12 protein-coding genes, 3 tRNA genes and 1 pseudogene are annotated in these 14,292 nt (G+C 54.8%); 5 read left to right on the top strand and 11 right to left on the bottom strand.

Going from position 1 to position 14,292, the window contains the following annotated elements; all coding sequences use genetic code 11:
- Positions 1-70: 70 nt before the first annotated feature.
- The 3 genes and pseudogenes from ompL to G5171_RS07315 all read left to right on the top strand — a co-directional run.
- Positions 71-760 (top strand): porin OmpL, encoded by a 690-nt coding sequence (ompL, locus tag G5171_RS07305; RefSeq protein WP_421260014.1) that lies wholly within the window; start codon positions 71-73, stop codon positions 758-760.
- A gap of 42 nt (positions 761-802) precedes the next feature.
- Positions 803-1,570 carry an SDR family NAD(P)-dependent oxidoreductase gene (locus G5171_RS07310; protein WP_421251251.1) on the top strand — a complete coding sequence of 256 codons (768 nt, stop codon included), beginning with the start codon at positions 803-805 and terminating at the stop codon, positions 1,568-1,570.
- A 191-nt stretch (positions 1,571-1,761) separates the two neighbouring features.
- A pseudogene (locus G5171_RS07315) lies at positions 1,762-1,890 on the top strand (IS481 family transposase); the annotation flags it as partial.
- 126 nt (positions 1,891-2,016) lie between these two features.
- Here G5171_RS07315 and G5171_RS07320 read toward each other — a convergent pair.
- The 10 genes from G5171_RS07320 to dauA form a co-directional block, all read right to left on the bottom strand.
- The gene (locus G5171_RS07320; protein WP_421251250.1) at positions 2,017-2,715 is read right to left on the bottom strand and encodes a DUF2931 family protein; all 699 of its coding nucleotides are present in this window, start codon (positions 2,713-2,715) and stop codon (positions 2,017-2,019) included.
- 8 nt (positions 2,716-2,723) lie between these two features.
- Entirely contained in the window at positions 2,724-3,422 is a 699-nt protein-coding gene (locus G5171_RS07325; protein ID WP_421251249.1) for a DUF2931 family protein, read from the bottom strand.
- Between the two features lie 175 nt (positions 3,423-3,597).
- Entirely contained in the window at positions 3,598-4,296 is a 699-nt protein-coding gene (locus G5171_RS07330) for a DUF2931 family protein (protein ID WP_216978952.1), read from the bottom strand.
- Complete coding sequence (locus tag G5171_RS07335) at positions 4,296-6,248, bottom strand: phospholipase effector Tle1 domain-containing protein (protein ID WP_421260015.1); 1,953 nt, start codon at positions 6,246-6,248, stop codon at positions 4,296-4,298. Before G5171_RS07335 ends, G5171_RS07330 begins: the two co-directional genes overlap by 1 nt.
- Positions 6,248-7,042, bottom strand: a complete 795-nt coding sequence (locus tag G5171_RS07340) for a DUF4123 domain-containing protein (protein WP_337072924.1) — start codon at positions 7,040-7,042, stop codon at positions 6,248-6,250. The genes G5171_RS07335 and G5171_RS07340 overlap by 1 nt, the downstream gene beginning before the upstream one ends.
- The gene (locus G5171_RS07345; RefSeq protein ID WP_337072925.1) at positions 7,039-9,081 is read right to left on the bottom strand and encodes a type VI secretion system tip protein VgrG; all 2,043 of its coding nucleotides are present in this window, start codon (positions 9,079-9,081) and stop codon (positions 7,039-7,041) included. The genes G5171_RS07340 and G5171_RS07345 overlap by 4 nt, the downstream gene beginning before the upstream one ends.
- Before the next feature lie 11 nt (positions 9,082-9,092).
- Complete coding sequence (locus G5171_RS07350; protein WP_421260016.1) at positions 9,093-9,314, bottom strand: hypothetical protein; 222 nt, start codon at positions 9,312-9,314, stop codon at positions 9,093-9,095.
- A 182-nt stretch (positions 9,315-9,496) separates the two neighbouring features.
- Positions 9,497-10,015 (bottom strand): type VI secretion system effector Hcp1, encoded by a 519-nt coding sequence (gene hcp1, locus G5171_RS07355; protein WP_005332563.1) that lies wholly within the window; start codon positions 10,013-10,015, stop codon positions 9,497-9,499.
- Positions 10,016-10,413: 398 nt separating this feature from the next.
- Positions 10,414-10,501: transfer RNA gene (locus G5171_RS07360), tRNA-Ser, on the bottom strand.
- A 183-nt stretch (positions 10,502-10,684) separates the two neighbouring features.
- Complete coding sequence (gene dauA, locus G5171_RS07365; protein WP_421260017.1) at positions 10,685-12,421, bottom strand: C4-dicarboxylic acid transporter DauA; 1,737 nt, start codon at positions 12,419-12,421, stop codon at positions 10,685-10,687.
- Positions 12,422-12,908: 487 nt separating this feature from the next.
- Here dauA and G5171_RS07370 point away from each other — a divergent pair.
- Positions 12,909-12,984: transfer RNA gene (locus G5171_RS07370), tRNA-Asn, on the top strand.
- Between the two features lie 4 nt (positions 12,985-12,988).
- Positions 12,989-13,064, top strand: a tRNA-Asn gene (locus G5171_RS07375).
- A 234-nt stretch (positions 13,065-13,298) separates the two neighbouring features.
- Here the strand turns inward: G5171_RS07375 and G5171_RS07380 are convergent.
- Positions 13,299-14,018 (bottom strand): hypothetical protein, encoded by a 720-nt coding sequence (locus tag G5171_RS07380; protein WP_394374037.1) that lies wholly within the window; start codon positions 14,016-14,018, stop codon positions 13,299-13,301.
- Positions 14,019-14,292 lie beyond the last annotated feature (274 nt).

Below are 14,292 nucleotides of genomic sequence, written 5' to 3' on the forward strand. Positions count from 1 at the left end.
GGTAATTAATTTACCTCATGCCAATCGCTGCACGATTTAATATCAACTTACCATTGGCGAGTCAATCACTATGCGTATCCACCCCAAAATATGCTTAATCCCTCTTATATGCTGCAACGCAGCTTTCGCGGGCGGTTATTTTGAAAGCCGTGAGGCATTTAACTTTGCTACCGACCAACATGAGTTATTGTTGCGACTCGGCTATAACTGGGACTCTGGTGCCGGGATTATGGCCAGCAATGCGTATAACACCGAGAAACTAGACAAACTAAAGCACAGTTATAACGAAATTGAGGGATGGTATCCGCTATTAAATTTAACCACCAAACTCTCGGTCAATGCCGGTGGTTTGGTTAACGCCTCTAGCTCTGGCTCTGGTGGCTCTGCGTATCTGGATGGAAAGTACAACTTTACCGATAACTTTTCCGTTATTGCACGATACCGTTACAATCATCAAAATTATCTAACTACGGATCTTGATGGTTATGGCGATAATAACGACACCAATGAATATGCACTGTATATTGTCAATAAAATAACGTCAGCCTTGACCCATACTTTTGAATCGCACTATTTTTCTCGTGTTAACAATTTCAATAGTGCTAATGGGAAAGACCATCACTGGGAGCTAACCAGTCAAACCCGTTATCGAATCAATCCACAATGGATGCCTTATCTGGAATTACAGTGGTACGATAGAAATATTGCCTATGATGCAGAAGCATACCGGATCCGCATTGGTGTTAAATACTTTTTCTAATGTTGCCAGATGAATTCAATCTATGACTCACGGAGAGCAGTTATGAACTATTCCCAGCAAGTACAATATCACTCTATTGCCGGCAAGGTCGCCGTTATCACAGGTGGCGCCAGTGGCATTGGCGAAGAGTTGGTGCGCGCCTTTGTCAGCCAGGGTGCCAAAGTCGCCTTCCTCGATTTTGATAAATCAGCAGGCGAAGCACTCGCGCATGAGCTTGACTGCCTGTTTCTGTTTTGCGATGTCACCGACCTGACTCTGCTCAAAGCGTGTTTTACGACTATTGAACAACAGCTGGGCTGTGTCGATATCCTGATCAACAACGCGGGCAGCGATGATCACCACAAAATTGAGGATCTGACCGAGGAGTATTTCGAAAACCGCATCAATATCAATCTGCGTCACCAGTTGTTTGCGATCCAAGCCGTGCTGCCAGGCATGGAGCAAAAAGGGAGCGGCAGCATCATCAATATGGGATCCATCAACTGGATGAGGGGTCGCCCCGGGAGAGTCTGCTACTCCCTGTCAAAAGCCGCCATCCATGGTTTCACCCGTACCCTGGCGCAGGAGTTGGGCGCAAGAGGCATTCGGGTTAACAGCCTTGTACCAGGCGCCATACGCACCCCAAAACAGGATGCGATGTGGGCGCAACTCGACCCTGCCGCGGTGAACCAGTTTGTCGAACTGCAAGCACTCAAATTCCGTCTCGATGGCTCACATTGTGCTCGCATGGCCCTCTTCCTCGGTTCTGACGAGTCTAATGGCTGTACTGGCCAGGATTTCATTGTTGATGCCGGTCTTACTTTGAACTAAGGCTTTTCCCAAGGTAATAATGTTTGTCGATGATATCGCAGGGCGTCCAATGATGACGTTGAGACAATATCGGCTGGCGCTGCACGTGTAGAGATACTATTCATCTGACTATGGTTCAACAAGGGGGTGGTCATACGGCTTCTAACCGGATAATAAAATGGTACGCCTATCGTATTATCCGGAGCCAACGTATGACCACCAACGAGAATGTAGTACGTCGGAAACGCCGTCTGCTAGAGCTCGCCAAAGAGCTCAATAATGTCAGCAAAGTCTGCAAGCTCGTCGGCTACAACCGCCAGCAGTTCAACGAAATCCGCCGACTTATGTGCTGTGTAGTGGTCGACTAAATCCGGACACTATTTTAGGTAGGCGCCCGGAGTGAGTGGCTTGGCAGGCTGCGACTATCGGCAACAGCAGCAATAAGAGAATCCAGCGCGTACAAGTCATCATTGCACAGGGTCAGTATCCGTCTTGGGTTGCGCGGCACGATAGGCATCCATGATGGGAGCCCAAGCCATACCACTGGGAATAGGATATTGCTTGTAAGCATTACCGTATGCTTTGTCAAAATCGTCGAACCACTCTTTGTATACTTTGGTGACAGGATTTTCCCTGTCTTGCGAGGTTTGAATTTCCTTAGCAATCCCCCGAGCCAGCAAGATATCAGGCTTCACTTTAGCGTTGGTTAAAAATGCTTCCACATAACCGCCGGTGGCCATACCTAAGCCAATGTTATCTCGACGTTCTTCACGCCACTCATCTCTCACCTTGATGCGATAAGGTTGTGCAATCATGCTTTCCAGCTCTGCTGGCAATGCCAGGCTAATGCGATAGCGTTTTTTGTCGTGAAATGAAATCCACTCCAGTTCCACCCGATCTGGAATTGGTCGTGTGGTGTGGCTCCCTTTTGAAATACTCCAGCGATAGTCTTTTTCTTTTAACCCTTCAGCCCCAAAAAATCCGGCAGAACCATTCGTCGAAGCATCAACCAATTTACCCTGGCGATAAAAGAGTACCTCGGTCACCCATAGTTCATCTGAGTTGGAACCAACCATATGCCACCACTCCAAATTTTTGGGTGGGGTAGACGCGGCCTGACAAGCAGTGACTAGCGGCAACAACACCAGTAAGAGTATCCAGCGCATGGAGGTCATCATTGGACCGGGTCAGTATCTGTTTTGGGCTGTGCGGCGCGGTAGGCGTCCATGATCGGGGCCCAAGCCATGCCATTGGGAACTGGGTATTGCTTGAATAGCTCACCATATTTCTTATCAAAATCATCCATTCCATATTGGCGCGCAATCGGTACTCTCTGGTCATACCAATCATCGGTCACAACTTCGGCAATACCACGAGTAAGCAGAATATCTGGCTTAACATTTAGCCTATCTCCCTTGAGCAACACCTCAAAATAGCCGCCGGGCGCTAGGCCAAAATAGAGCCAGCTACGGCGGTCATAACGATCCTCAACAGAGTAGACCTGGCGCATCTGTTGCTCCAGATTGGCAGGCAAGTCCACCTTTATGCGGTAGCGCTTGCGATCATGGAAGGAAACCATCTCAATCACAGCTTTATCGGGGATGGGAATACCGTCGGTAGGCAGGCCACCACCGCCCGCCCAATAATAACGTTGCGTCTTGATTCTATCGGTAAGTAGACCTCCAGCTCCGCCACCGGCCAGACGGTCGGAATAAACTTGTTTCCCTCCAAGATAGAACTCTGTCTTGGTGTTCTTAGTAAGATCTATATTACTGCCTGTACCATAATCCCAATCAAATTTAGGCAAAGGTTGTGGCGCCGCGCAGGCAACTAATGACAGGCTGAACCACAACAATGCGACGATATATTTCATCTCTGTGTTGGTACATCCTGCTCTAGATGGGAGAGATCCATGGTTTCAAGCGCCTTCATATTATCAATGTGTCGGCGGCGCAGAGCTTCAATCTCCTCTGGCGTGAGCTGCCGCGGGAGGACATCTGGTGATGTTGGTTTGGTACCCTTAGCCGGCACTTTCAACCTCCATGGTATTACCTTACTGGGTCAGTATCTGTCTTGGGTTGAGTTGCGCGGTAGGCATCCATGATGGGAGCCCAAGCCATTCCGCTAGGAACTGGATATTGCTTGTAGGCATTACCGTATGCTTTGTCAAAATCGTCAAACCACTCTTTGTATACTTTGGTGACAGGATTTTCCTTGTCTTGCGAGGTTTGAATTTCCTTAGCAATCCCCCGAGCCAGCAAGATATCAGGCTTCACTTTAGCGTTGGTTAAAAATGCTTCCACATAACCGCCGGTGGCCATACCTAAGCCAATGTTATCTCGGCGTACTTCACGCCACTCATCCCTCACCTTGATTCGATAAGGTTGCGCAATCATGCTTTCCAACTCTGCTGGCAAGGCCAGGCTAATGCGATAGCGCTTTTTATCGTGGAATGAAATCCACTCCACTTCTACCCGATCGGGGGCGGGGTGAATATCTCTGCGACCCTTGCCTATGCTCCAGCGGTATTCTTTCTCTTTTAACGAGTTAGTGCTAACTGAGCGTAGAGCCCCATTGGTTGAGGCATCAACCAACTTGCCTTGACGATAAAAGAGCACCTCAGTCACCCATAATTCATCAGCATTGGTGCCCACCATATGGCGCCAGTTCAGTTGTTTTGGACCGGAGGGGGCTGCTTGGCAGGCTGCGACTAATGGCAACAGCAGCAGTAAGAGTATCCAGCGCATTAATAACCTCCCTTATCATTGCCCGTCAGCTTACGGATTTCTTTGTCACCAACTCTGTTGGGTTTGTTGACCAGTCCAGTGTCAGCGCTGTAGTGCAAATAACTTAGCCGCAACTTTTGGTACACATCGTCAGGTAAGCTGCGAGCCAGGTTGATCACCTCTCCGCGCCGTTTGGCCACATCAACCCATAGCTCATCGAGTTTGGCCAAGTTCACTGTGGGATACGAAAGTGTGCTATCCAAACGGTAAGCATTATCACCTTGTGATACCCACTTGTTCAAAGGCACTCCAGCATCACGCGCCGCTTCTACCATCATGTGCAGCGGTATGCGTGAATATTCCCCCTCCACCACCCGGTGCAGAACCACATCGACGCAGATATTTCTATGGCCCCCTGATTGACTGCCCGTGATCGGCCCCAGAGCCCTGGGACGCACATTCAGATAACCAAGCTGAGTGGCATCACTATGGCTAGCCAGAGACACAACGCCTTTGGCCCAGCCTTGTCCAGCCCGCATTTTGGCGTAAGTACTGGCATCGCGATATGCTTGGGCATCGATGGGATGAACATGTGGCATCGCATCGGTATTGAAGGTCGCGATCACGCAGTTTTCAGTGATCAGCGGTGATGCGTAGTTGGGATCACGCAAACTCCAGCGGCTGTAATAGCCGCCACCGATATCGGAGTGGGCGCCGGGAATAATCACTTCGGTAAAATTCTCCGCGAGTGTGGTGCCTGCTGCATCGTCGGTGATACGGGTCAAGTCAAAGTGATAGCGCCACTCATCGGCAGCAACGATATGCACCACCCGCTCGGCACAGTCAGGGGCCAGCGTCACATTACGTTTACCCCACAGATAGGAACTGACCACGGTATCAAACAACCCGACAAACTGGATTCGCACATCATCGCGACTGGCCCAGTCAAAGCCCGCCTTCAAGGGAATATCGGGGTCAGCAGCCATGGCCTCCACCAGTGGGTGGTCCCCTTTCTTATCGATACGGTTTACAAACTGGCGAGCGGCAGAGGCGCCCCGGCTAAAGCCAAACACATCGAACTCGACCTTATGAATGCACTCAATGGTGGGCAGTATGTTCTCCAGTTGTTCTTTTATTTCTGCAACAATCCGGGTACGACAAGCCTCTTCGACTCGGGAGGCGCTGGAGGTCTGGCCCTTATCTGCCCCTAAGCCTGCGGTGGCGTCATCCTCACCTTTGGTCGTGCCGATGCCTTCGATGTACACCGCGACACTTAACTCAGGAGCTTTGTCATTACGTAGATATAGGTCACTGGCCTTGCCAATATTGGTGATGTCGTTTTTCTCGCTGTTATTGAGGCCATCAGGTAACGCCCCTTCAAAACACTGCTCCAGCAATACCTGCTGCTCTTCTGGGCTGCATTGAGCCAATGCTGTCTCCAATGCACTTTTCCCTTCCCTGTGCTTGAAGGTGTTGTTGGCGGTGCCATCAAAGAACACGCCGATACGCAGGGTGGTGAGCTGATAGCCTTTCACCTCAATCACGTAGGAGTGCTTGGTGATAAAGCGCGGTGGTTGGGCCCCGGCTTTGTGCGCTTCCGGTAGCGGCTGTTCTGGGTCGCTGAGGCAGAGGTCGCCGGTGGTCACTTTGACATGCTCGCGCTTCACGTCACAGTGCCCCCAAAATTTCTCGGTGTAGGCGGGAACCTGGCTGGTTTCGCCCTCTTTCAGGGCTTCACGAGATTGAGCGGCTTTGAGCCAAGGCTGGGTCTCGAACTTGACCGTCACCGGCCCCACCGCAAAGCCTTCAACCAGGGTTGAGCCATCTTTCAGAGTCACGGTTTTGCTGGTGCCAGTGGCATCGGTCAAGGTGACCTTTTGCCCCTTGAACGAGCGGTTCTGTTCGTCGCGAACGTCTATCTCAATCCAGCAGTTGTACTTTTCACAGGGTATGCAGTGGGCACTGATAGCCATTACACTGCTCCTATCAAGTCAGGGTGTTTGTTCAGCCAGTTATTCACCTGAGCCATTTCGTCATCGGTCAGCATCAACGGCGCTCTGATGGCATCCAGCGCCATGCTTGCCTGTAGCGTGAGTGCACCTGCCACCACGCCATCAAGGACGTCACCTGCCAGCCCTGCTTGATTGGCCTGCTTGAGGACGGTGGTAATGGCGGCTTCCGGATTGGGATGACGCGCCATCATATCCTCCATCCGTTGCCAAAAGTGGCGAGAGAGGATGTAGGCGTGACGGTTTTCGTCATAGAGTGGCGCCAGATGGTGAGGCTGAATGCGAAACCAGGGGGCTTGGCGGGGAGTGAATTCGTTATCAGGCGTGCGTTGCCACACACTGTCGGTGGCCCACAGGCTTGAGCAGGGCCCCAGGACATCATCGAGTTCCTGCTGGCTCATGGTGGCCAGTATCTTGGGAAAGACCCGGTTATCGGCATAACGCAGCCACATCACCTCACCTTCACAAGCCACCTCTATCAGGCTTTGCCAGTGCTGCTGGACGACATCGATAGCTGCATCGCTTGTGACGTAGACGCCCCCCAGTTGCGGGTGAGCCGCAATAAACTCAGGAGCTGGGTCGGGCAGTAGCCAGGGGCCTTGTTCGGCTTGGTCCGCGAAGGCCGTACCGGCAAACAAGGGGATGGCATTGGCACCACCTTGGTTGCAGTAGTCCGCCACGGCGGTGGTATCGAGCGCGGCATCAACGATGGCAAACAGTTGGCCGGGGTGTTGGCTACGCCACTCTTGAAATGTCATGCCTTACCTCCCTGGGCAAAGGGGCAGGGCTTCACCAACGGGGCCATGGATTCCATGCTCTTTTGAATCGCGCTCGCCGGGATAGTGGCTGGTGGTGCGGGTGGTACCTTAACCGCCCCCGGCAAGCCGGGCATTTGACCCGCCCAACCGGAGCCCGAGCCGGGACTGCCGCCAGAATTCATCTTGATAGTGGGACCGACCAGGGTGACGCCACTGGGGTCAACCTTCACAAAGCTGCCGCCGACTTTGAGGGTCAGCTCGGAGCCTGCTTCCAGCACAATCTTGTTACCAGCTTTGATGTGAACCTCTTGGCCAGCCTCAACCAGCAGCGACTGGGCCAGCTTTTGGTGCAGGGAAGCATCGACCGTCAGCGAATAGTCCGCCTTGATCTGGTCACGCTTCTCACCCTCCACCGTCAGGTGGTCGTTGGCCTTGATGCGGGTCACCCGCTCGTTGTCGATATCGCGGTGCTCGTCGTGCTTGATATGCCAGGCGGCGTCGTTCTCTATCAGCACGTTCAGGTCTTTCTGACCGTGGATGTAAATCTCTTCCTGCCCCGCCTGGTCTTCAAAGCGCAGCTCGTTAAAGCCCTCGCCCTTGTGGGTTTCGGTGCGCAGCACGGTGCGAGTCTTGTTGGCAGGTAGCTCATACGGCGGCCGGTTGGTAGCGTGGTAGGTACGCCCCGTCACGATGGGCTGGTCGGGGTCACCCTCCAGAAACGAGACGATGACCTCGTGGCCGATACGCGGGATGGCCATCATGCCGTATTGGCCGCCGGCCCAGCCTTGGGATACTCGTACCCAGCAGGAGCTCTGGTCGTTGGAGCTGCCGTAACGGTCCCACGGGAACTGCAGCTTCACCCGGCCATGTTCGTCGCAGTAAATCTCCTCCCCCTCTGGCCCTACCACGATGGCGATTTGCGGGCCATCCACCATGGGCTTGTGGGGGGCCTCGGGGCTGCCGATGCGAGCGCGCCAGGTGGTGCTCGCCTTCACCACGCCAAATTCGTTGTGGTAGACGGTCGGGCCGCTGCCCCCCTCTTCCTCCAGCGCCTGCGGTTGTTCACCGGTATGGCAGATATGAACGATTTGCCAGTCGGTATTGAGGTTGCCATTGGGGTGTTCGGTCAGCGCGAAGCTTTGTCCCGGCAAGAGGGCTGCGCTGTTGGATTTGCCACTGCCCGCCACCGCGTCGTTGCGCAGGGCATCGAGCCGGTGCTGGGCAAAGGCCTTGCCGCTGCCGTCCTGCTTGTAGCGACCCGGGTAGTCAAAATGCTGATAGGTATCGCGCTGATGCTCGAGATCGCTACCCTGCTTTTTGTGGGAGAGGCCATAAGCCGGCGTCTTGAAGCTGTAGTCCTTGAGCTCTACATCGCTTGGCCGTACCGCCTCACGGTAGTGGAACTGACGGACATAGGGACCTTGTTCCAGCGAGCGGTTGCCGAGGTTGAAGAAGAGCTCGGGGCCAGCGGTCAGGGCGGCCGCGTCATCGGCAAAGACGATACGATGTTTGCCCGCTTCAAACTCGTGGAAGTAGAAGAGCCCCTCTTCGGCGGCAAGGCGATTCACAAAATCGAGGTCGGTTTCGCGGTACTGCACGCAGTATTCCCGCTGGGCATGCTCGTTCTTGAGAGCAAAGGCATGATCGGTGATGCCGTGCTCCTGCAACAGGATGCTGAGGATTTCATCAGGCTTTTGCGCCTGAAAGATGCGGGAGTTCTGGCGCAGCCCCAGTCGCCACAGGGCCGGTTTCACCTCAATGCTGTAACGGGTACGGCGAAAGCCGCTGTCACCCTGTGCGAAGTCACTGACCACCCCGCACACCCGGCGCTGCAGCTCGCCGTTGTACCACACCATCAACTCACAGGGCTGGTCCAGCACGGCGCCAAAGTCGATGTCCGGTTGCTGGCTGGCGACCTCAAGGTGGAGGTTAAAGGGACGGTTCAAGCCCTCATCCAGCTTGAAGCTTGCGACCGCAAAGGTGCTGTCAACCAGTGTGCCAACCTTGACGGTAAATTGTAATCCTGTGCTCTGTGCCATGACCTTGTTCCTTATCCTGCCTGTCCGCTACCGGAACCAATCACCACACCACCGCAATCCACCGCAGTGCCAGTGACGGCGATGGGCTTGTCGTGGGGTGCTAACGGGTCACCCTGGCGGGCAACAGGCTTACCATCGAGGAACACGTCAGGACTGGCTGCTATCACCGGGGTCGGTGGAAAGCCGTCGTGGTCGGTGCCGATATCACCGAGCAGTGCAATGGAGGGACACATAATTCAAACCTCTTGTGTGCTTTGCCATCACTCAGCACCGAACGTCAGAACAGGGGGATGGCAAAACATAAAAGCCCCAGCCTGCGGGATTAATCAGGCTGGGGAAACATCTACGTGCTACGGAAACGGACCACGTGGACAGCACTTCTAGAGAACTAAAACAAAGAAAGGAAAACGAGCCGTTACGCCTCGATAGGCGCACGCCAGTCGTCAGCACCAGAGGTACCGGCAACGGTGTGCTCCCAGTCAATCTTGCGGTAAGCCATGGAGACCTGGATAAGCTGGGTGAAGTCAGACTTCGCCGGGTCCTGGCAGTGCGGCATCTGGCAGTCGATGTCAACGATGGTGGCATCGGTCAGAACGGTGGAGAAGAAGTGCTCCTGCTTGCCCTCAACGGAGGTGCGGTACCACTTCAGGGTCACTTTCGGCAGCATCTCGCCGGAAGCCAGAGAGTTGTACATCAGCGGTACGGCTTTGTTCAGGGCAACGGTGAACTTGAACGGCTTGTGGACACGCTGACCGGCAGGCTGACCGGATTGCGGGTCGGTCGGGACGGTGACAACGTGCTGGAACTCTTGTACCAGCATCTCGTCTTCGTGACCTTGCACGAAGATGTTGCCGACAGAATCGGAAGTGAAGGCACCGGCGGTGATATTGCCCTGGGTTTTACCTTCGATGCTGATATAACATGGAGTTGGCATGTGTATGCTCCTAAATAAGTTGGTTAAACGAGATAGCACTCGACCAACCTTTAGCAGCGACCATGCCATTATTTTTATTCATTTATTATCAATAGGTTATAACCAAAACAATCAAACACCAAGGTTCACTCACGCAAAAAGTTGCGCAAATAAAAATTATTGGTGGCTAATGATTGCAAATGAAGTGGATAAAACTAGGTGCTGCGCAATATTTTGCACAAAAAAGAGATTATCACTATCACAACGCACGTTGGCATCAATGCCAATCGCAAACGGGTACATCGCAACAAGAATCTGATTACTCAAGTAATGGATTGCATGAGAGATGATGAGCAGAGGACGTATCAAAAATCGCATATAAAGAAAAGCCCTGATGTTTCCATCAAGGCTTTTCAATTTGGCGGTGAGGGAGGGATTCGAACCCTCGATACGTTGCCGTATACACACTTTCCAGGCGTGCTCCTTCAGCCACTCGGACACCTCACCAAATTTTTGCTCACTGCTTTGTGTGCTTGAGCTGCACATTCGCTGGCGGACCATGCCGCGGCGACGGGGCGTAATGTAAGGGATACGATGGCTTTTGGTCAATGCAATTTTTTACTTTTTGCGTTCATTTGCTCAATATCCGAACCAAATGACCAAAAATATGCCGTTTCGTATCCCTTTCAATCAATTTACTGCCGCTTCGTGCAAATGTTCACCTTTGAGCGCCTCTTCCAGCGAACCGTAGAATTCCAGCTTGCCGGGCTGCGGTCGCACCTTGGCGCGAGCCAGGGTCTTGAGCGGTTGGAACTGCAACTCGGCCACCCGCAACTCGACACCGGCTTTGGCCATCTGCTTGCCAAAGTGTAGGAAGGCAGACAGGCCGCCCGCATCGAGGATGGAAACCGCCTCCATCTGCAACACCAGCACCTTGTGCCCCTTCACTTGCGCTTCCAGCTCGGCAAAGACCCGTTCGGCCGCAGCGAAGAAGAGCGGGCCGTTGATCTTGTAGAGCAAGCCATTGTCCGGCAACTCATGGGCATAGCGCTTGTGCTCGGCCAAATCGTGCAGTTTGGTCATCTTGGCGATTTCGCGCATAAAGAGCAGGGAGGCCAGAATCACCCCGAAGGTGATGGCGATAACCATGTCGAAAATGACGGTGAGTGACAGGCAGACCAGCAGCACCAGCACATCGGATTTGGGGGCACGACGGATCAACTCCACCACCTTGTGCGCTTCACTCATATTCCAGGCCACGATGAGCAGCAAGGCAGCCATGGCCGAGAGCGGCAACCAGGAGAGCCAGGGGGCCAGCACCAGAATGGCGGCCAGCACCACCAGCGCATGCACGATCCCCGAGATGGGGGACGTAGCGCCGGCACGCACGTTGGCGGCAGAGCGGGCGATGGCGGCGGTAGCGGTAATGCCGCCAAAGAAGGGGGCGAAGATATTGCCAAGCCCCTGCCCCACCAGCTCGGCGTTGGAGCTGTGTTTGCGACCGGTCATCCCATCGAGCACCACGGCGCAGAGCAGCGACTCGATCGCCCCCAGCATCGCCATGGAGAAGGCGGCAGGCAGCAGCCGCTCAATAGCCGCCAGGTTCCATTCGACCGGCAAGCCATCCGGCCCGGGCAAGGCCCAAGGCATCACCAGAGTTGGTGCGATGGGCGGGATCCCCATCCCTTGAGTGCCATCGGCCAGGGTATAGCTGAACTTGCTGCCGATGGTGGCCACATCCACCCCGAAGTAATGGAGGCCAAAACCCAGACCTACCCCGACCAGCACCGCGGGCAAGTGGCCGGGCACAGGAAGACGCAAGCGCGGCCAGAGCAGCAGCACGGCCAGCGTTGCGACCCCCACCAGGGTATCGCCCCACTGCCAGCTTGGCAGGGCGGCGGCCAGCGCCTCGACCTTGCCCAGATAGGTTTCCGGCATCTCGGGCACGCTCAGGCCGAAGAAGTCCTTGATCTGCAAGGTGGCGATCACGATGGCGATACCACCGGTAAAGCCCAGCGTCACTGACGGGGGAATGTACTCGATAAGGCGGCCAAGACGGGCCATCCCCATCGCCACCAGAAAGAGGCCGGAGATGAGCGTCGCCATCAACAGACCACCGACCCCGAACTGCTGGGCGACCGGATAGAGGATCACCACAAAGGCAGCGGTCGGGCCGGAGATGGAGTAACGGGAGCCACCGGTCACGGCGATCACGATACCGGCGATGATGGCGGTATAGAGACCGTGTTGCGGCGGTACACCGCTGGCGATGGCCAGCGCCATGGCGAGCGGGATGGCGATGATGCCCACCGTCACACCGGCGATAAGATCACGGCCGAAGCGGGCCATGCTATAGGGTTCATCAATACAGGACTGGCGTAAGGCTATGGCGAGCTTCACGCTATTTAAAGAGGCTTGCTTGTGCATGTATATCGTAATACCAGAAGAGGGAGATAAAGGCCGGAGAGATCCGGCGCCCGATCATCATCAAGGGCCGGCAGAGCTGTCGACGCGGCGATGGTATCCTGCGTAACCTTACTCCAGACGGGCCATTTTTTCGATGGGCAGGATCAATGAAAAGCACTCTGCCCCATGATTTGGCCCATTTACCGCCAAATCGCCGATCTTGACTCCAGCTCTCCCCCTTTTAGCCACAAAGATTACCATTTGAGCCTCGCCTGGTTACCAGCACGTTCGCGACATCATGCTGGCATCATCAGGTTGATGCGAACCGAGCCAATAACCCCTGGGCCGGTTGGGGGCGGTGATGGCAAGGGACTGATTGTGCTGAAAATAAACCGCAAAGCGCAACTTTTGGGCAAACAGTCCGAAAATCCGGTTTTCGGTAAATTCGCGGGTTGACACCCGTCGCCCTGGTCATTAATATTCGCCCCGTCTTGACGAGACAGGCAATTCCTCCTTAGTTCAGTCGGTAGAACGGCGGACTGTTAATCCGTATGTCACTGGTTCAAGTCCAGTAGGAGGAGCCACTTTTCCCTCGTAGTTCAGTCGGTAGAACGGCGGACTGTTAATCCGTATGTCACAGGTTCAAGTCCTGTCGAGGGAGCCAAATTCTAAAGCCCAGCCTTTTGGCTGGGCTTTTTCGTATCTGCTGTTGTTTGCCTCAAACGTATCTCGCTTTCCCATCATCCTTGGCTGCTCGCAATCCAGATTCCCTGTTTTCGCTCAGTCTCAACCCGACTCGATGATGACTCTGATTCCTACCCGGCCAGCTCAGTTGACTACATGCTTACGAGCAGGCTGTTTCCCAGAAAGTCGGGCATGACAAAACAGGGTGAATTACTTATTGGCGGGTGACCCGGATCTGCAGGGTCTGGCGCTCGCTCTGGCTGCCTCGCGCTCCCTGTAGCTGGGTACCGAGGCGGCTCCCTTGATCTGCCGAGCTGGTCGAGAGCTCCCCCACCGTCAGCCACTGGCCAGGGGCTCCACTGACCTCGGTGGCACTCTGCCCACGATTGATGGTGCCCTGATCCAGCCTCGCCTGTTCGCTGCTGAGCGCAATCTGCACCCGATCGCCAATCAAGGTGGCCGTAGCATAGAGGCCATTCACCAGCGGCATCATCCCCACCACGGCGCCCCCGTTCCACTGATAGAAGGTCACCGGCTGATAGGAGCCCATCTGCAGCAGCACGGGACGACCCGACAGCCCGCGCACCTGCCAACTGTCGTTCTGGCTGCGCTGATACTGCTGGGCATTGCCATCGAGCAGCCACTGCCGCTTGGCCTCGTCGCGACTGATTGAGCCCCCCAGTTGCTGACCGCTGGCAGCCCCATCCACCCGCCACTCGATAAGCAGGCTTTGCGGCGGCTGGTTGATCTGCGCCAACGTGGCTTCGGCCTCCTGCAGCTGGGCTGGCGTTCCGCTCAGCACCAGCTGGTTACCCATGGCGCTTACCCCAAGCTGGGGATAGATCTCCTTGAGGGTCTGCACCGCCGCCTGCGCCTCGAAGACCGGGATCACTTTCACCTCGGCCCACAGCGATGGGCTCCAGAGTCCCATCATGCAGCCAAGCCACAGCAGCGCCCTGCGGCCAACCTTGCCCATCAGAACCATTGCGATCTCCTTGTTCTCTGTGCTCTTCTCGCTCTCTGTTATCGCGTAGACCCACACCCGCAGCCAACTGATCGGCCCTATTCCGCTCACCCGTCGATGATGAACCCGGCGGTTACCAAAAAACAATCGGGAATGCAGCAACTCCGTGATTTCCCACGGTATGAGGCTCTCATTCCACGCCCGTTATCGCGTAAGATAGCGCCATCATAGTTGCCCAAGCGGA

It is taken from the genome of Aeromonas sp. 600774 (genome assembly GCF_049175075.1).
Taxonomy (GTDB): domain Bacteria; phylum Pseudomonadota; class Gammaproteobacteria; order Enterobacterales; family Aeromonadaceae; genus Aeromonas; species Aeromonas veronii_A.